The organism is Cellulosilyticum ruminicola JCM 14822, assembly GCF_001311925.1.
GTDB classification, from domain to species: Bacteria; Bacillota; Clostridia; order Lachnospirales; family Cellulosilyticaceae; genus Cellulosilyticum; species Cellulosilyticum ruminicola.
Genome location: NZ_BBCG01000030.1, coordinates 1 through 18,921, shown reverse-complemented (window position 1 = coordinate 18,921; position 18,921 = coordinate 1). Strand labels below are relative to the sequence as shown.

At 31.8% G+C, this 18,921-nt stretch carries 17 protein-coding genes, 1 other RNA gene and 4 pseudogenes; 15 read left to right on the top strand and 7 right to left on the bottom strand.

Annotation, left to right across the window (positions count from 1 at the left end):
- The 4 genes and pseudogenes from JCM14822_RS10980 to JCM14822_RS10975 form a co-directional block, all read left to right on the top strand.
- On the top strand, positions 1–1,539 hold the full coding sequence (locus JCM14822_RS10980) for a response regulator transcription factor (RefSeq protein ID WP_054742325.1): 1,539 nt from the start codon (positions 1–3) through the stop codon (positions 1,537–1,539).
- Between the two features lie 66 nt (positions 1,540–1,605).
- Positions 1,606–1,731, top strand: coding sequence for a hypothetical protein (locus tag JCM14822_RS22580; protein WP_278287210.1), 126 nt, complete (start codon positions 1,606–1,608; stop codon positions 1,729–1,731).
- Between the two features lie 41 nt (positions 1,732–1,772).
- Positions 1,773–1,916: pseudogene (locus tag JCM14822_RS25015) on the top strand (DUF2225 domain-containing protein); the annotation flags it as partial.
- 26 nt (positions 1,917–1,942) lie between these two features.
- Positions 1,943–2,158, top strand: a pseudogene (locus JCM14822_RS10975) (DUF2225 domain-containing protein); the annotation flags it as partial.
- A 209-nt stretch (positions 2,159–2,367) separates the two neighbouring features.
- On the opposite strand, the gene JCM14822_RS10970 reads toward JCM14822_RS10975, so the two are convergent.
- Complete coding sequence (locus JCM14822_RS10970) at positions 2,368–2,556, bottom strand: ferredoxin (protein WP_054742322.1); 189 nt, start codon at positions 2,554–2,556, stop codon at positions 2,368–2,370.
- Positions 2,557–2,989: 433 nt separating this feature from the next.
- On the opposite strand from JCM14822_RS10970, the pseudogene pyk reads away from it, so the two are divergent.
- Positions 2,990–4,728 (top strand): annotated as a pseudogene (gene pyk, locus JCM14822_RS24540) (pyruvate kinase).
- Positions 4,729–4,875: 147 nt separating this feature from the next.
- Here the strand turns inward: pyk and JCM14822_RS10960 are convergent.
- Positions 4,876–6,240, bottom strand: a complete 1,365-nt coding sequence (locus tag JCM14822_RS10960) for a YjiH family protein (RefSeq protein ID WP_054742321.1) — start codon at positions 6,238–6,240, stop codon at positions 4,876–4,878.
- A 451-nt stretch (positions 6,241–6,691) separates the two neighbouring features.
- Between JCM14822_RS10960 and JCM14822_RS10955 the strand changes: the two genes are divergently transcribed.
- Both JCM14822_RS10955 and JCM14822_RS10950 read left to right on the top strand, forming a co-directional pair.
- Complete coding sequence (locus JCM14822_RS10955; RefSeq protein ID WP_054742320.1) at positions 6,692–7,405, top strand: hypothetical protein; 714 nt, start codon at positions 6,692–6,694, stop codon at positions 7,403–7,405.
- Between the two features lie 65 nt (positions 7,406–7,470).
- Positions 7,471–8,280, top strand: a complete 810-nt coding sequence (locus tag JCM14822_RS10950) for a hypothetical protein (RefSeq protein ID WP_054742319.1) — start codon at positions 7,471–7,473, stop codon at positions 8,278–8,280.
- Positions 8,281–8,360: 80 nt separating this feature from the next.
- Here the strand turns inward: JCM14822_RS10950 and JCM14822_RS10945 are convergent, their stop codons facing one another.
- Together JCM14822_RS10945 and JCM14822_RS21885 are read right to left on the bottom strand one after the other, a co-directional pair.
- Positions 8,361–9,440: a spore germination protein gene (locus tag JCM14822_RS10945; RefSeq protein ID WP_242861484.1), complete on the bottom strand. Its 1,080-nt coding sequence runs from the start codon at positions 9,438–9,440 to the stop codon at positions 8,361–8,363.
- Entirely contained in the window at positions 9,370–9,792 is a 423-nt protein-coding gene (locus JCM14822_RS21885) for a spore germination protein (protein WP_242861483.1), read from the bottom strand. Before JCM14822_RS21885 ends, JCM14822_RS10945 begins: the two co-directional genes overlap by 71 nt.
- A gap of 155 nt (positions 9,793–9,947) precedes the next feature.
- On the opposite strand from JCM14822_RS21885, the pseudogene tadA reads away from it, so the two are divergent.
- The 3 genes and pseudogenes from tadA (at position 9,948) to ffs (ending at position 11,214) form a co-directional block, all read left to right on the top strand.
- Positions 9,948–10,414: pseudogene (gene tadA, locus JCM14822_RS24535) on the top strand (tRNA adenosine(34) deaminase TadA).
- 17 nt (positions 10,415–10,431) lie between these two features.
- Entirely contained in the window at positions 10,432–10,866 is a 435-nt protein-coding gene (locus JCM14822_RS10935) for a hypothetical protein (protein WP_054742318.1), read from the top strand.
- Positions 10,867–10,950: 84 nt separating this feature from the next.
- Positions 10,951–11,214, top strand: an RNA gene (gene ffs, locus JCM14822_RS19360) — signal recognition particle sRNA large type.
- 152 nt (positions 11,215–11,366) lie between these two features.
- On the opposite strand, the gene JCM14822_RS10930 is transcribed toward ffs, so the two are convergent.
- The 3 genes from JCM14822_RS10930 to JCM14822_RS10920 form a co-directional block, all read right to left on the bottom strand.
- Complete coding sequence (locus JCM14822_RS10930) at positions 11,367–12,263, bottom strand: AraC family transcriptional regulator (RefSeq protein WP_054742314.1); 897 nt, start codon at positions 12,261–12,263, stop codon at positions 11,367–11,369.
- Between the two features lie 199 nt (positions 12,264–12,462).
- Positions 12,463–13,086 carry a sporulation membrane protein YtaF gene (gene ytaF / locus JCM14822_RS10925; protein WP_054742312.1) on the bottom strand — a complete coding sequence of 208 codons (624 nt, stop codon included), beginning with the start codon at positions 13,084–13,086 and terminating at the stop codon, positions 12,463–12,465.
- 127 nt (positions 13,087–13,213) lie between these two features.
- Complete coding sequence (locus JCM14822_RS10920) at positions 13,214–14,320, bottom strand: alpha/beta fold hydrolase (RefSeq protein ID WP_054742310.1); 1,107 nt, start codon at positions 14,318–14,320, stop codon at positions 13,214–13,216.
- Between the two features lie 320 nt (positions 14,321–14,640).
- Here JCM14822_RS10920 and dnaX point away from each other — a divergent pair, with 320 nt between their 5' ends.
- The 5 genes from dnaX to JCM14822_RS10895 form a co-directional block, all read left to right on the top strand.
- A complete protein-coding gene (gene dnaX / locus JCM14822_RS10915; protein ID WP_054742308.1) occupies positions 14,641–16,254 on the top strand; it encodes a DNA polymerase III subunit gamma/tau in 1,614 nt (537 codons plus the stop codon).
- Between the two features lie 68 nt (positions 16,255–16,322).
- Positions 16,323–16,652, top strand: a complete 330-nt coding sequence (locus JCM14822_RS10910; RefSeq protein ID WP_054742306.1) for a YbaB/EbfC family nucleoid-associated protein — start codon at positions 16,323–16,325, stop codon at positions 16,650–16,652.
- A 23-nt stretch (positions 16,653–16,675) separates the two neighbouring features.
- Positions 16,676–17,254, top strand: coding sequence for a recombination mediator RecR (recR, locus tag JCM14822_RS10905; RefSeq protein WP_054742359.1), 579 nt, complete (start codon positions 16,676–16,678; stop codon positions 17,252–17,254).
- A gap of 213 nt (positions 17,255–17,467) precedes the next feature.
- On the top strand, positions 17,468–17,971 hold the full coding sequence (locus JCM14822_RS10900; protein ID WP_054742303.1) for a hypothetical protein: 504 nt from the start codon (positions 17,468–17,470) through the stop codon (positions 17,969–17,971).
- A 29-nt stretch (positions 17,972–18,000) separates the two neighbouring features.
- Positions 18,001–18,921 (top strand): HAMP domain-containing protein (locus JCM14822_RS10895; protein ID WP_157047725.1); only part of this gene is annotated, 921 nt, incomplete at its 3' end.

Sequence of the window (18,921 nt, the reverse complement as noted above, 5' to 3'; positions counted from 1 at the left end):
ATGAGGGTATTAATTATTGATGATGAGCCAAATGTAAGAGAAGGACTAAAGGTAATTGTACCTTGGGAGGAGCATGGCTTTATAGTATGTGATACTGCGGAAGATGGTATTGACGGACTTCAAAAAATCATGCTTTTAGAGCCTGAACTTGTACTTGTAGATATTCGTATTCCTGGGATGATGGGGATAGAAGTTATAGAAGAAGCTAAAAAGAGGGGGTTTAAAGGTAAGTTTATTATTATAACAGGATATTCAGAGTTCGAATATGCTAAAAGAGCCATTAATTTAGGGGTAAGTTCATATGTTTTAAAACCTATTGATGAAAATGAGCTAATTGAAGAAGTAGATAAACTGGTAAAAGAAATTAATAAAGAAAATGAAATGAGAGGTAAAATTGATTTAGGAGAAAATTATTTACATAGTCAGTTCCTGATTAAAGCATTAACTTCTAAGCCAGAGGATTTAAAGAAAGTACTTAAAGATGCATATGAGGATTTAGATCAGCAATATGAAGCATATCATATAGCTATTTTAGAATTGGAGAGTACATTAAATAGACGTAGTGAAGTTTTAGAACAAATTACAGAGTATATAAGTAATTATGAAGATATAAGTTATGTCATATTGAATGGTGAAGTCGTGTGCATTATCCAAGGGGAAAATGTGTTAAAAATAAAAGATGCTTTAATAAGATTACATAAGAAATTATTAAATCGTTATGAAATCAAAAATGTTATATCCTTTAGTAAAGGAATTAAAGGGTTTGAAAATATGTCTAGTGTATATAAAAACCTTAAGAAAATGGGGGAAAAAAGATTTTTATTACCTGAAAAACTAATTTGGGAAGAAGAAAATAATGAAAACAGAGTATACAGCGATAAAAGGGAGATAGATGCAGAAAGTATCAGTAAACAGCTTTATAGTTTAATTCAAGTAGGCGATAAAAAAAGATTAAAAGAAGAAATCAAAAATATAAAAGTATTACTTATAGCTAATGAGATGAATATTAATCGTGCGAAAGGCATTTTAGTAAATATTTTAATGAAATGCTTAGATTACATTCGTGCACAATATGCCCAGTATAATATTGCAATTCCTAATGGAGAATTTATTATAGAAACTATTTATAAGTGTGCTGATATTGACGAAGTATTAAAATATATAGATGAAGAACTTGTGCTAGTTTGTAATCAAATTGCTCGTGAAGCCCCTGAGAATACTATGGAAAAAATTCTTTACTACATTAAAAATAACTATAATAAAGAATTAAGATTAGAATTTTTAGCAGAATTATTTAATTATAATAGTGCTTACTTGGGGAAAAGCTTTAAAAACTATACAGGGGAAAGTTTTAATGTGTATGTTGATAAGTTACGTATTGATAAAGCAAAAGAATTGCTTTTAAACAAGGATATGAGAGTATATCAAATCTCAAAAGAAGTAGGATACAAGCATATTGATTATTTTCATAGTAAATTTAAAAAGTATGTAGGGCTTAGTCCGTTGGAATACAGGAAGAGTATTGCTATTAGTAAATAAGAGTTACTAAGTAGAAAGTCAGTAGTGGGGAGTACTAGAGTTGCTTATAAAAAGAGGGGGAGTAGCATGAAGAATATTTTTGAAGAATTAAAAGTTTTAGGGTTCAATAATTTAGATAAGATAGAGGTTTTACCAAGCCTGAAGAAGAGGAGAAAAAACAAGCTACAAAGAAGGTTAGTAGTTTTACTTTAGAAGAAACCTTATATGATAAAAGTTAAGTTTGTTCTGTTTGTGATCATGCATTTAAATCGAAGACAATTCGTTCAGGGAAAAACTGTCTAATGACCGTAGACATTGACTTATGTCTAGTTTGTGATATTGTAAACCTATTATTATATGAACCAATTGTATGTGAAAGATGTGAATATGAGTACTAGCAAAGAATTTTAATACACGTTTAAAGACTGCATGGGTGTATAGAGACTTAGAAGATAAAGAAAATGAAATGTTATTTTTACAGCATGCATTAACAGGATTTTTAAATGCATATAATAAAGAACGTTTTCCTATATTTGAATTAGGAGAATTAACGGTAGCCTATCTGATTGCTGAATTATACCGCCATTTTAAAGAATATGATAGCCCAACAATGGGTAAGTTTTGTTTTATTGGATCGTAATGTAACCTTAAGATTAAAAATGAAGGTCCTACATTTAAAAAGGCTTATCCGTGAGGAAAAAGAAAAAGCTATTAAATAGATTTATATAAATAATTAAGAGAGAAAAAAGGAAAAAAGAGCATTATGAAATTAGTGATATAATTTCGTAATACTCTTTTTAGTATACAAAGCTAGTTGGTGTATGTCACGGCTTTGTTGTGATAAATAGCTTATTCTACAGAGATTGCCTCTACTGGACAGGAGTCAGCAGCTTCTTGGGCACTATCTTCACAATCAGATGGCACATTAGGAGTATAAGCTACAGCTTTTCCATCATCATCCATTTCGAACACTTCAGAGCAGATAGATGGGCAGAGGCCACAGCCAATACAAATATCTTTGTCCACATGAGCTTTCATATTTATATCCTCCTTTAAACAGATATAGTAGTATTATTAACAGTTTTAAGCATTAAATACATTAAAATTATTTTTAATTATATATTAAACAAAATGTCAAAAATCCTAGAAAAAATAATTGTAGAAAAATTAACAATAAAAAGAAAAAAAATGTTGTTATTGTTATACAATGCGTAATATGTTTTGGTACTTTATTATAGTAGGAATCGAGTATAAATTAGACTAAATTACTTAAAATATACATATATAAAACAATAAAAAATAATGATTTGGATAATATAGAATAAAATGTTAATTGACAAGAACTATTTTATATTGCATAAGCTATGTAAATTATGAGAAGTATATGGTATAATAAGCTCGAAAATGCGCATAAAATTCACATAAGCATATTACGAAGCAAAATCTGAAAGAGGAGACTAGAAAGACTAATATGAGAAAAACTAAAATTGTATGTACACTAGGTCCATCAACACAAGACGACAATATTTTAAAACAATTAATGTTAGAGGGGATGGATGTAGCAAGATTCAACTTCTCTCATGGGACACATGAAACACACAAAGTTAACTTTGATAGAATTGCTAAATTCAGAGAGGAATTAGGCTTACCAATCGCAGCTTTATTAGATACAAAAGGTCCAGAAGTACGCGTGTGTCAATTTAAAGAAGGTAAAATTACACTTAACAAAGGTGATCAATTTACACTTACATCAAGAGATGTAGAAGGAACACAAGAAATCGTAAGTATTACTTACAAACAATTACCAAAAGACGTTGAAGTAGGAACACCAATCTTACTTGATGACGGTCTTATTGAATTATCAGTTATCTCTGTAGATGAAACAGATATCGTTTGTAAAGTACTTAACAGTGGAAACTTATCAAATAACAAAGGTGTTAACTTACCACAAACACGCCTTTCAATGCCTTACTTAAGTGAAAAAGATAGATCAGATATCATCTTCGGTATTCAAACAGGATACGACTTCATCGCTGCATCTTTCGTAAGATGTGCAGATGACGTTCTTGAAATAAGAAAAATTCTTGAAGAACATAACTGTCACTCAATCAACATTATCTCTAAAATCGAAAACCGTGAAGGTGTAAACAACATCGACGAAATTATCCGTGTATCTGACGGTATCATGGTTGCTCGTGGAGACATGGGTGTTGAAATTCCTGGTGAAGAAGTACCAGCCATCCAAAAATGATCATTAAGAAAACAACAGCAGCTGGAAAACAAGTTATTACAGCTACACAAATGTTAGACTCAATGATGAAAAACCCACGTGCTACAAGAGCTGAAATCAGTGACGTAGCTAATGCTATCTACGATGGAACAAGTGCTATCATGTTATCAGGTGAAACAGCAGCTGGTTTATACCCAATAGAATCTGTTCAAACAATGGTAAAAATCGCACTTAAAACAGAAGCAGATATCGATTATGTAAAACGTTTCAAACAAAAAGGAAATGAAGGACATACAAATGTAACAACAGCTATTTCTCATGCAACATGTACTACAGCACATGACTTAAATGCAGCAGCCATCGTTACAGTAACAAAATCAGGTAGAACAGCTAGAATGATTTCTAAGTTCAAACCACTTTCACCAATTCTTGGATGTACAACATCTGAAAGCACATACCGTCATATGGCATTAGTATGGGGCGTAAGACCGATTTTAATCGAAGAGCACATTAGTTCTGAAGATTTGTTCGCAGATGCATTAAAATGTGCAGAAAAATCAGGTATGGTTTCAAATGGTGAATTAGTTGTTATCACAAGTGGTGTACCAGTAGGTGTATCAGGAACAACTAACATGATTAAAGTTGATATCATTGGTGACGTTTTAATTTCTGGTACAGGAATTGGAACAAAAACAGCTTGCGGTAACCTTTGTGTAGCAAACAACGTACAAGAAGCTATCGATAACTTCAATGAAGGAGATATCCTTGTAATTTCTCAAACAACTAATGAGTTATTACCACTTCTTAGAGGTGCAGCAGGTATCATCACAGAAAACGAAGGATTAAATTCGCATGCAGCTATCGTTGGTCTTGCACTTGATATTCCAGTAATCATTGGTGCACACCATGCAACAGAAATCCTTAAAACAGGATCAGTTGTAACAGTAGATGCAGCTCGCGGAATTGTATCTAGCAACTAACATAGATGAAAAAACCTTACTTAGTGAGTAGCTAAGTAAGGTTTTTTTATTATTGAAAAGGGCTAACATATGTTAGAGAAGAAAAAGAGGTATGTTGAGACTGACAATAGTTTCAACATACCTCTTTTGATGTATATAAGAAATTTCTTAGAAAAGTAAATGTGCAATTACTGCAATGATTGGCAGTGTAACAAGTGTTCTTTCTAAGAAAATCATAAATAACTCGCTTAATTTTACTGGGATTTTAGAGCCAAGTAAAAGGGCACCTACTTCTGATAAGTAGATAAGTTGTGATACAGATACGCTAGCTATGATGAATCTTGTCATATCACTTTCGATATTAGCAGCCATAATAGATGGAAGTAACATATCTGCAAAGCCTGCAATAAGTGTTTGGGAAGCTGCGACAGCTTCTGGAACACCGAGTAAGTTTAAAATTGGTACGAAAGGTAAGCCAAGAACTCTAAAGAGTGGTGTATAAGTTGCTAAGATTAAAGCAATAGTTCCGATTCCCATAACAACAGGAATTACGCCAAGCCACATATCAATCACATTTTTAATACCATCTACTACGATGCATTGGAATAAATTTTGTTTTTCAGCTGTTTCAAGTGCTGCATTTAAGCTTTGATTAAAGTTTATATGATGAATTTCATCTGCTGCTTTAGGCTTTGAACCATCAAATAAAATATCTTTTTTATTTGAGAGTGGTGGAAGCTTAGGTAAGATAATAGCTGCAACTAAACTTGCAAATGTTACTGTTAAGTAGAATGTGATAAACATATCTCCAAGTCCAACTGTATTAATAACAACTAAACTAAATGTAATAGATACAAGTGAGAAAGTTGTTCCGATTACTGTAGCTTCTCTTTGAGTATAGAAGCCATCTTCATATTGTTTGCTTGTAAGAAGGACTCCGATTGTACCATCACCTAACCAAGAAGCGATACAGTCGATAGCAGAGCGACCTGGTAAGTTAAATACAGGACGCATAACTTTAACAAGTAAAGCACCAATGAATTCTAATAAACCGAAGTTTAAAAGTAATGGTAAAAATAATCCTGCAAACAGGAAGATTGCAAATAATACAGGAAGTAAATCGTTCATAACCATAGATCCTGTATCGCTAGAAGTAATTATTTCTACGACGGGAATATTAGGTAATATATTATTAGAAGTAAGCAAAATGATACTAACAAAGATGAAACCTAATAAACGAATAACTGTCCAAAGCCATGATGGATTAAATAAACTATATAGGAAATGATTATTTACGATAAATTTAGGTTTAAATAACTTAGTAACAAGTGTTCCAACTGCTGAAATTAAAACAAGTATAAATAAAATACTCGGTATATAATTTGATAATAAGTTTTGTAAATCTTTAGAAAGTATAGCTACTGGAATTGTAATTGAACCGTCTTTTGGAAAAGGTACCATGAATAAAAAAATACCAATTAAAGATGGAATAATAAATTTAAGCAGAGCATGCTGTTTACGTATAAGATACATTTTATTTGAATCCCCTTTAGTGAAATTTTTATGTCTATTAAGTAAAATCATTATAAATGAATTAACATAAAAAAGCAATAACAAATTTAAATAATTATTCATTTTTATGAGTTGTTATGCACAAAATAGTAGTGTGTACATAATAAAAGCTTAGAATAAATATCAATAAAAAGAGTATGGTCTAATGAAGAAAGGATGACCATACTCGGGAAAGAATATTGCAAAACAGAACATAATAAGAATAATACAGTTGGAAGTAAAAAACAAGGTGATGGGCGTACATTTAAAGTCAGCATAAATATAAGAGATGTTAGAATTTATAAGGTACATAGCAGTTTGAAAAAATTGTAATCTTATGTTGTTTATTTTATAATATAGAGGTCGAAAGATATGATATAAAATAGCTATGAAATACAGTTTGTTAAAATACTAATCTAGATAAGGAGGATATATGGGAAAACTTAAAGAGGCATTAAAAAGATACAAATGGATTATAGTAGGTGGCTTGTCAATTGCTATACTTGCTGGTGTTATAACAGCTAATATAAAGGTGTTTCAATTGATGAGTTATAAAATGCAAGCCAATACACCTGCAGTAATAGAGTTAATGGAACACGATCTCAAAAGTACTAAAAATCAAAATGGTTGGTGTTTTTCAGAAGGAATGGAGTATTTATTGCAAGATATGAGTGAGGAAGTAAAGGTATTTTTTGAAACTCATTTCAATGAATTTATTCCAGAAATTCAAGAGGATATTATTAAGCAATATAATAAGCGCAATTTATTCTTTGCGAATAAAAATACATTATCTACTATTTTATTAGATAATATTGATGAAGAAGTTTATTCAGGTTATTTCAAACGTTTAGATGAAATGCTTGTGGATGAAATGTTAGGAAATTATTTCAAAGATAAGACAGCTTTAAATGATGAATTTGTAAATCAATTTTATAAAATTACAAGTGTATATCCAAAACAGTTACTATTAGATAAATTTAATTTTGATGTGTATGGACTATTAGTTTATGGAAATGAAAAAGAAACTTCAAAAGGAGAAATAGCAGCAAATCAAAATAATGAGCAGCTAGTAGTGGAGAGGAAAGACGGACAAGGGATACAATCTAATAAGGTAGGGCTGGTAATGCAACGGTTCAAGAGAGTCTAAAGATTACTTTAGCTCAAAAGAAAGATACTATTTTTAAGAAATTAGAACCAAGAAAAGCAAAAGAAATGATTTTTGCTAAGTTAAAGACTAGCCCAATTCAGTTAGAAACGCTTAAAGATTTAATGGAATTTTTAAATCGTAATAATATTATAGATACAAAAACATATACAAGTTTCAATAATATATATAGTGAAGTACATTTAATTCGTAAACAATATAGCGAGTTAGATGGTAAAGAAGTAGATCTTAAAAATAAAAAATCAGCTATAGAATTACAACTTAACGAGCCTAAAAAGAATATTGAAGTCAAAGAAGTAGAACTTAAAAATGCACAATCAGCAGTAAGTGAAGTGGAAAGTCAACTTGGAAATCTTACTGGATATGCTTATATGGCCCTTTATATTGAAAAAGCTTACGGGGATGGAGAATATGAAGCATCTATTCCTACAACAGGGTTATTTGGTAACTTTAAACCATCTAGTCAAAAGTATATCATTAAATTGACAACAAGCCAGTTTTCAACACCAGGTGTTTACTATGTGAATATTACATTACAAGGCACTAAGATAAATAATAAAGGGAATGAATATCCATATTATGTAGAAGTGTCACAAAATCAATTAGATCAAATAGCAGCGCTTCAAGAGCAGCGTGAGGCTAAGGTAAATGCAGTATCTAATATTCGTAGCGAAATTGCAGCAATTGAAGCTAAGATTGCTACAATCAAAGAAGAAAATGATTATGAAGCAGTAGTTAGTGCACTTAAAAACATTGCAGTAGAACGTGAAACCTATGCAGAAAAGTTAGATATGCAAGCAGTAGAGATTCAAAAACTTTTAAATATAGGACATGTGCAAGTGAAATTAGTAGATTAGCAAAAGAAAATGTGTTAGTGCACAACATCACTTGTGTAATAATAGGGGGTACAGCAAAATTTTGCTGCACCCCCTATTATTTATTTGGTGTCTACCTTTTGCTTATCTCTTATACGGGTACGGAATAAGAGATGACGTAAGGCATTAGCATTAAAAGGAATAAGCGGATAGAGGTAAGGTTCACCGGTAAATGTTTTAGTAAGGGTAATTATTACGATGATAATAATAGAGCTAGCAATAAATCCCCATAGTCCAAAGATTCCTGTAAGAAATACCAAAAGTAATCTAGAGAATTTAAAAGCATAGGTAAGTTCTATACTAGGTTGATCAAAGCTAGAAATAGCAATAACAGCTTCATATAAGATGGTATGAGGAATAAACCATCCAGTAGTAACAGCAAAATCACCTAAGATAAGACCACCAATAATAGAAAGAGAAGTTCCTAATGCATCAGGTGTATTGAGTGAGGCCAGATTTAAGCCATCTAGGGCAATCTCTAATATAATAAATTGCAAGAATATCGGTATTGTATAGGAGACATCAGGGAGTAAGAATGATAAAGCACTTTCTCTAATCCACTGCGGATTATCTGTAAATAAAATAAATAGCGGTGATATAAGTAAATTAGTAAAGAAAACAATGTAACGAATGAGTCTTAAATAATTTCCTGTAATAACAGGCATATAATAATCATCTACAGATTGCATGAAATCAAAAATATTTGTAGGCAAAATAAGTGCTGTAGGGGTATTGTCAACTAATATAATAACTTTGCCTTCCATAATATGCGCAGCAGCAACATCAGGTCGCCCAGTATAACGTACTTTTGGAAATGGATTAAAAGAAGAATAAGAGTGAATAGACTCTACCAAACTTTGATCGCCCATTGTAAGGGCATCTGTTTTTAAAGCTTTAATAGAATTTTTAACTTTATCTAAAGTTTTCTTATCTACCTTGTTACGCATATAGGCAATGACTACATCTGTGCGGGAAATGTCACCTACGGAGTTCATTTCAAATACAAGATGTGGGTCTCTAATACGTCTACGAATAAGAGAAGTATTAATGACTAAAGTTTCTACGAAACCATCATGGGCACCACGGAGCACTTTTTTCTTTTTCTGGTTCTTCGGTGCCACGCGTTTCATAGGTTCTAACATCTATGATAAGTGCTTCATCAAAATTAGGTCCTAATAAAATAGTTTGTCCAGAAAGTAATGCCATAATAATTTTATCTAAGTTTTTTTCAGTAACTACTTCAACGCTGCTAATGGCCTTTTCACTGAGCTCTTTAGCACTTTTAATAGTTTTAAATATATCATCACTAATATTGACCATATCCCTACGGACATATTCAAGATTAGTGTCTTTCATAAAGCCATCTAAATAATAAAGATAAAAAGTTGTATTATGTACTGTAATAATTCGTTCAAGTACATCGAAGCTTTCACCAAACTTGAGGGCAGCCCGAATTTTTTGGACATTATCTTCAAGATTATTTGTTATGTTCATATTGTCACCACCATTCCAGAATAAAGATAGGATATGCACAATACAAAAAATTATACTTCTTGCACATTTACTATGGAAAGATGCTATAAAAATTATATAATTTAGATATGAAACACAATAAGACTATTACTAAGGACTTATTAAAAGGAGACATCATGGAAGAAGATATTCTGTTTATGAATGAAGCGCTTATAGAAGCTAGAAAGGCGTATGAGTTAGATGAAACTCCAATAGGAGCAGTTATTGTTCATAATGGTAAAATCATTGGAAGAGGCTGTAATAGAAGAAATACAGATAAGAATTCATTAGCTCATGCTGAAGTAATTGCTATTAATGAGGCTTGTGGGAGTATAGGGGATTGCGTTTAGAAGAATGTACAATTTATATCACATTAGAACCATGTCCTATGTGTGCAGGTGCAATTGTACAAGCTAGAATCCCAAGAGTTGTATTTGGGGCGACAAGTCCAAAAGCAGGCTTTGGAGGCTCTTTAATTAACGTATTACAAATGGAAGCCTTAAATCATCGATGTGAAGTTGTCCAAGGAGTAGGTCAAGAGGAATCAAGTGATTTATTAAAGCAGTATTTTAAAAATATGAGAAACAAAAAAACTAAGGAATAATATAGGGAGGCGCAATTATGGCAACTTATCCAAGACACAAAAAAGCAAGAATGATTAGAGATTATATGATCGAAAAAGATGTAATTAAAATGTTCAAAGAAGAAGAACAAGAAAAAGTAATTTTATTCAGAACTATTTATCCTATGAAAGGTGATAATAAACCAGTTGTAATCAATGTAGATGATACACCATATGTTGGGACACAAGTTTTAGTAGCACCAGAAGTAGCAGAAGATAAAAAAGTAGCTGTTTTAGAGCTTATCAATAAATTTAACTTAGAATTACCAACAGTAAAATATGTTTTAACAGCAGATAAAGGTGTTGTAGCCTCTATGTTCTTCCCAGCTGATGAAGAACACTTTGATGCAGAACGTGTTGTAAGAACAACAGTTGAAATTATGAGAGTCGTAGCTGACAAACAATATGAAGCACTTAAAGAAGTTCTTCTTTAAAAAATTAGTAATTAAAAACAGTAATTGACATATAACATGAAAGCTGTTAAAATGTCTTTGTGACATAAATCAGTCAAACAATTTCCGTGCTAGCTGGGGAGGCAGCGGTGCCCTGTACTTGCAATCCGCTATAGCAAGGGTGATGCTTCGTCTGAGGCATTAAGTTGTATGGTCTGCCTTTAGTAAGTGGCGATGAGAGTTGGGTCTTACGCAATAGACACTTGTGAACCGTGTCAGGTCCGGAAGGAAGCAGCACTAAGCAAGCCCGCCTATGTGCCGTGAGGGTGCCTAGTTTGAGTTTACTGCTAGAGTAACGCGTGTAATTTATTGTCGAAGCGAAGTGCACGGATTAATTAATAATGAACGTAACGAGCGAAAGCTCGTTTTTTTGTTTTGCCAAAATGTCTTATTAATAAGATTAGAATAAATATAAAGGAGTGCCCTTAAGGGTGAAATTAAGGGCGCTCCTTTATATTTATCCTAACATTTTCATAAGTGAATTAATTATGTGTTAAGGCTTGATAACGTTGTCTATATTCAGATGGTGTATGATGAATGTATTTTTTAAACAGTTTAGCAAAATATGCAGTATCATTAAAGCCTACATCTGTCGCAATATCTGAAATAGAGTAAGTTGTATCTCTTAACATAATAGTTGACATATTAATACGTTGTTTATTGAGATAAGTGATAATTGTTTCCCCAGTTGCACTATAAAAGCGGTCGCTAAGTGTGGTGCGGTTAATGTGAAATACTTTGCTAAGGTGGGGAATTGTGATTTTTTCTTTGAAATTATCATGTAAGTATAAAAGTAAGTCATGGATTTCTAGTGAAGTGTCAGCAACAAATGATTCAGATAAAATAGCATTTGTTTTTACAAGTGTTTCGATGTAAGTAATCATACTATAAATTGTGTTATGTGTACCATAGTTTATAATATTACTATTACTAAGAAGTAACATATACTTTTGGAGTTGTTTAAGTGCGGGTTCAGAGGATTTAACTTGTCCTACATAAGTAGCACTTCGTTTAAAGAATATAGAAAGTTTAAGAGCCACTTCAATGTCATTAGCTGAAAAAGTATGATCAAATTGTCTTACAGTTTCGAAATTAAAAGAACTATTAATTATACTAGGATGAAAAGAAAGAACTTGTTCATGAAGATTTTTGCTGTTAATAATGGTAAGTTTTTCTGTTTCATTTATGCATAATACCATTGGTGCAATAAGTGTAAGAGTTAAATCGTTGATAGTACATTTGCCAGAACCTTTTTCTAGTAGAATAATGCTAAATTTATCATTATGTGCGATACATTGTGGAAATGAACTTTCATTAATACTCTCTAACGTATATTTGCATGGTACATTATTAGGAATAAATCTGTTAACTAAATCCATATAAGCACCTTCTTTATTAAAAAATTTGAAAAGTGAGTGTACATATAAAAATATAGCATAGTTTACAATTATATTCAATATATTTCTAGATAATTTTAAATATTCAATATAAATAATATATATTTGTGAATTATAATCAAAAAATAGAGAGTTAAAGGTAACAAAAGAGAGAAGTTAATTTCTCCCTTTTGTACAATGACTATAATATATTTAAAATGGCTAATAAAATTAGAATGAAACCACTAAGCCAAGAAATGTCTACATCTAAAGTTTCTACACATTTTTTACCTAATAATACACCTAAGAAAATTGCAAGGCCGTGTAAAATTAAAGAAATTAAAGTGATTTGTAATAGATCGATGGTATTAAGGCCGAAACCTAGACCAACTACTAAACTATCTAAGGAGAGTGCGATACCTAGATAAGTAGCCTCTTTAGTACTTAATACTTTAGAATGGTCCAAATCAGCTTTTGTAGCATCTGCATATACATTAAGGATAAGTTTGAAATCAAAGAGCTTAAACTCAATATGACTTGGATCAGAGGCTTTTTTATTTAAAAAGTTTTTTAATATACCTTCGAAAAGTCTACTTATACCTAAGATAAGTAAAATGCCACAAGAGAGAAAACTGGTTATGCCTATGGGAAGAAATCCTTTAAACCATGAGCCAAGTCCTAGAGCTAATAATAAAAAAACTGTTGAAATAATGGATATAATTGTGCCTGATATAAAAGGAATTTTAATTTTATTAGTACCATATGCAAAGCTAGCAACAAGGGCATCGATACATAATGAAAGAACTAGTAAAAGTGACTCTAACATAATATAAACCTCTCAAAGATGTTCTAGTATATATATTATGGAAATTAATTTAAAAATGTAGCTTGTTTATAAGTGTATTATAAAATAAAAAGAGTTGTAACCCAATTGGGTTACAACTCTTTGTGTTTTACTCAATATGTGCTGTATAAAAATCAAGTACTGTATTGAGGTAAGGAATAAATAATTCATTTGGTGTGCTAAATAATTCGTGTTTAGCTTCTGGTACAAAAATTAGTTCTGCGCTTGGTACATTATTAACTAATGCATATTGAGGGCCAGGTAATACAAGGCTATCATTTTCAGATTGGAAAAGTAAGATAGGTGTTGTAATACGTTCTAGATTTTCAGGTTTAATCATATTGTGTGTTGCGTAAAGTGCTTCCTTAAGCCAAGAATATGAAGCACCACTTGTTTGAAGGTGTTTGTTATTTATTTTTTTATCAAGATAGTAGTTGAAACGTGCAAGAGAACTTGATGAGCTAGCATCAAAAGTTTCATATTCAAGATTAAATGGATTATGTGAAATAATATATTGACTACCTTGACCTAAAAGTGTAGCAGTATTAGAAATAATATTTGCTGCAAACTTTGGAACAGATCCTAGATTAATACCTAACATAGGTGAAGAAAGTACTGCCCCATCAAATAAATCAGGATATGCTTCTAATAAGCCAGTTCCTATTCCACCCCCCATTGAGTGAGCAAATAAGAAGAGTGGTAAATCATCTTGTTTAGAAGTAATAAATTCATTGATAAAAGTATATAAGTCGTTAATATAATTATCAAAGCTTTTAACATCTACTAAAGATAAATCGCTTGTTGTGCGTTCTGATAAACCATGTCCGCGATGGTCTATAATATAAACATTAAAGCCTTCTTGTAAGAAATAATAAGCTAGTTCTGTGTATTTTTCTAATGATTCTGTAAAGCCATGAGAGACAACGATATTGCCTTTTGCAGAAGGTACTGTATAGTACTCATAATAAATATCGGTATAGTCATTAGAGATGAAATAACCAGAAGTTGTGACAGATGCTATGTAAGGTTCTACAACTTCAAGCATTTGTTCTTCAAAATTATCTTCTGATAAGACATAGGCATTTGTGTTAAGTGAAGTATCTAAAAGTGTCATATTAGATACAGAATTAGTTGTGTTGAAAGTAAAGTATCCAGCAATTGAAATTACTAAAAGTAATACCAAAATGCTTGGATACTTAATATGTTGCTTTTTCATTGAGATTCCTTTCGGTAATTAATTTTTGTGAATCTAGAATCATATCAATTACTAGATTTTCATAGGAAGCCATTAATTAATATTATAAGTAAGTAACTTAATAATATTAATTAGTTGCCCATTTATTTACTGACAAAATATGAGAAGATAGTAATAATATGTAAAGTAAAAATGAAAAAATAAAAAAATTAGTTTGAATTAAAAGTAATCATATATATGATGTAAGAGGACTAGAGTATTAGAAAATATAAAAATGTGGTATACTAAAAAATAGCGAAGATTTTAAAAGAAGGCAAAAAGCTTTCTAGAAAGGGGGAAACATGAGTTACTTAGCGTTATATAGAAAGTATAGACCACATACTTTTGATGATGTTGTAGGGCAAGAACATATTGTAAGAACATTAAAAAATCAAATTAACTCAAATCGTGTGGCTCATGCTTACTTATTTACAGGAAGCAGAGGAACAGGTAAGACATCTATTGCTAAGATTTTTGCAAGAGCTGTAAACTGTGAAGCACCAGTTAATGGATCAGCTTGTGGTGAGTGTGAAACTTGTAAGAGAGTTCAAGATGGTACGGGGATTAATATTATTGAAATGGATGCTGCATCACATAATGGTGTAGATAATATCCGTGAAATTAATGAGGAAGTTAAATATACACCGGCTGTAGGAAAATATAAAGTTTATATTATTGATGAGGTGCATATGCTATCTATTGGTGCGTTTAATGCCTTATTAAAAACTTTAGAAGAACCGCCTGCACACGTTATATTTATTTTAGCAACAACAGATCCACAGAAAATACCGGTTACTATTTTATCACGTTGTCAGCGCTTTGATTTTAAGCGTATTTCCGCAAGAGAAATAGAAGATTGTTTAAGAACTTATATGGATAAGGAAAAGATAGATATTGGAGAAAAGGCGTTAGCATATATTGCTAGAATTGCAGATGGTGGCATGCGTGATGCCCTTAGTATATTAGAGCAATGTATTTCGTTTTATTTTGATGAAACCATTACAATGGAAAAAGTGCTTTATTTAGTAGGTGCAGTAGATAGTAGCATATTGTTTGATATGATTAATGCTATTAAAAGTCAGGATGCTGCTAAAGTATTAGTGTTATGTGATGAGGTAAATAGTCAAGGACGAAGTATTAGGCAATTTGCAAGTGATCTTTTAGAGCATAGTCGAAATTTACTTGTAGCGAAAACAACTAATAATTCATCAGAAGTGTTAGATTATAGTAATGAGTATATAGCAGCTTTGAAGGAACAAGCTGAACTAGTTAGTACGAATGAGATTATGCGTTATATCAAGCAGTTTGGGACTCTAGAGTATGAACTAAGGACGGCTATTTCTCCAAGAGTATTATTGGAGGTAGCAGTACTTAAACTTTGTGAAGTGCAAATGGATGATTCGGCAGAAAGTATGATGACGAAGATGCAAATGCTAGAACAGAAGCTTGAAAAACTTATGGCTCAAGGCATTCAAGCAGCATCAGCTCAAGTCGTGCAACAAGCACCGCAAAAAGAGGTTGTGCCTACAAGGCTACCTAAAGCTGTACCAGAGGATATAAAAGAGCTTGTAGCAAGATGGCAGGAAGTATTACATTCTCTTGATGAACAGACAACGCTTAAAACTGTATATGCTACCACAGAAGCTGGTTATATTGAAGATGATATTTTATATATTGTTTATAAGCAGCCAATGGAATTTGGCGTGAAGAAAAGCTTTGAAAAAATGGAAAAAGCTATTTGTAACTTTGCAGGAAAAGAAGTTAAAATACGTTTAATGACAGCAGAGGAATATGCTAATAAGTGTATAGAGACTTATGGTTCAAGTCCAAGTCCAACAACGGAAGTTAAGGATATTTCTCAAGTTTTAAGAAATATTGAATCAAAAATCAATTTTAATATCGAAGTTCGTAGTTAAAATGTTGTATTATTAATAAGAATAGGTATAATAGATAGTACTGATATAAAAATCTAGGAGGATGAATAATGAGAAATTTTGGTGGCATGCCTAATATGCAACAACTTATGAAACAAGCACAAAAAATGCAAAAACAAATGGAAGAAGCACAAGCTGCTTTAGAAACTAAAGAGCTTACAGCTACAGCTGGCGGCGGAATGGTAGAAGTTGTAATTACAGGTAAAAAAGAAATCAAATCTATCAAAATCAAACCAGAAGTAGTAGACCCAGATGATGTTGAAACATTAGAAGATTTAGTTTTAGTTGCTGTAAATGAAGCTGTTCGTCAAGCTGATGAACTTACTCAAAAAGAAATGGGTAGACTTACAGGAGGGCTTCCAACAGGAGGATTATTTTAGTGAGTGGATATTATGGAGATAAGATGGTAGCTCTTATTGAAGAGCTCTCAAGACTTCCGGGAATTGGTGCTAAATCAGCCCAAAGACTTGCTTTCCATATTATTAGTTTACCACAAGAAAAAGTTGAAAAACTTGCAAATACTCTTGTAGAAGCTAAGAAAAATATTAGTTACTGTGAGAGATGCTGTACAATTACAGATGATAAACTATGTCCTATATGTAAGGATCCTCAAAGATCAAATCATCAGATTATGGTTGTTGAAGACTCTAGGGATATGGCGGCTTATGAAAAAACTAAAGAATATAAAGGACTTTATCACATTTTACATGGTGCAATTTCACCAATGATGGGTGTAGGTCCTAGTGATATCAAAATTAAAGAGCTTTTAGAACGTATTGGTAAAGAAGAAGTAGAAGAAGTAATTATTGCAACAAACCCTAATATCGAGGGGGAAGCAACTGCAATGTATATTAGTAAATTATTAAAACCATTAGGAATCAAAACAACACGTATTGCACATGGAGTTCCAGTTGGTGGAGATCTGGAATATGTGGATGAGATTACCTTATCTAGAGCCCTTGAAGGTAGAAGAGAAATGTAAAAGAAGATTACCATTAGCAATAGTTAATGGTAATCTTCTTTTTTGTTAAGAAATTAATTGTTAAAAGTATAGTTAATGATATATAATTATCTTGATAAAAATTTTAATAATTCCGAAAAGTTAAAACGGCTTATAGGATTTATTGATATGGCATAAGTTGGGGGACGTTGCTAACCTGGGAGAATCATTATATAAGTTTGGGAGGAATTATTGGTGCGGATTAAGAAGAGATTATCATTAACAATGATTACTTTGATGTGTATACCTTTAATCATTTTAGCGTTTATGATTTATATATATTCTTCTAAAACGTTGGCTGAGAAAGCTCAAATGACTATGAATCAAGTGGCTACAATTGAAGGAAGAGCATTGGAAATATTAGTACGAACGAAAGAAGAACAAGTTAAAATATTAAGTGTGGATAAAACAGTAATAAACATTTTGGAAAAGCGACAGAGTAAAGATGATGAGGGGGTTAGTAGAGAGTTAGGTGACGTAGAAAGTTTACTAAAGCATATAGAAGAAAATGAGGAAGAGTGTTGCGGTGTTTATATTATTGATTGTAAAGGTGCAATTATTGCAAGTAGTAAACAAAAGTATATTCAAAGTAATATGAGTATCAATGAAGATTTTAAAGGTGTTTTAAAAGGAAAGAGTGTATTTAAGAATATTATAACACAAGAAAAAAGGAAAATACAGATATCACTGTTCCTGTAAAAGATGATGATGGGAGAATTCTGGGTGCAGTGTGTAAGGTTATAAAAAACAAGGTGTTTGGGGGAGTCGTAGAAGAGATTAAGTCGAATGAAAGAGGCTGTGCATATATTGTAGATGATGAGGGCACTATCATTATACATCCAGAACAAGCTAAGATTGGTGAGAAATTAGAAGATGAGCAAGTTATGAATGTATTAAAAGGAGAAGGACCTATATCAAAGATGAATCGTTGGGTAATGGCTGGAATGGATAATGGAGTTTTAAACTATATGGCGTTTTATCGACTCTCTAATGTTGGATGGATTATTGTAGTAGAACAGAAAGCTAAAGCTGTACAAAATCAAGCAGTAACCGAATTGGGGATTGTTGTAGGTACGATTGCCTTTTTGATTTTTGTATTAGGTATTGCCATTATACATTTGTCTCGAAGAATTACAGATCCTATAGAGGAAATGGTAACTGTAATGACAGAGGTTTCTAAAGGCAAACTTGATCAATATTGTAAATATGTCGCAAATGATGAGTTTGGAAGTTTGGCAAAACATTATAATCAAATGATCAAGAATCTTGGAGAGAGTAGAGCTGCGTTAAGTGAAAGTGAAGAGCGTTATAGAGAAACTTTAGCTGATATAGAAGAAACGATTTGGGAGTATGATTTAAATACAGATATGGTATTTATCACAGGAAAATGGAGTGACATTATAAAGGCAGAAGATGAGTTAGAGGGAAATGTGCCTTATAAAGAAGTGATTAAATATAAAGCTTTAGAGGGAATAGAAAAAGATGTTCAGGCGTGTCAAAAAGGTAAAAAGAATGTCTTTAGTAGAGAAGTCTCTGTTCAAGGCATTGGGGGTAGCATTGTATGGGGGCTTTGTAAAGGTAAAGTAGTTTATAATGAAGCTGGAGAAATGGTTAAGATAAGAGGTATTATAACAGATATTAACGAGTTG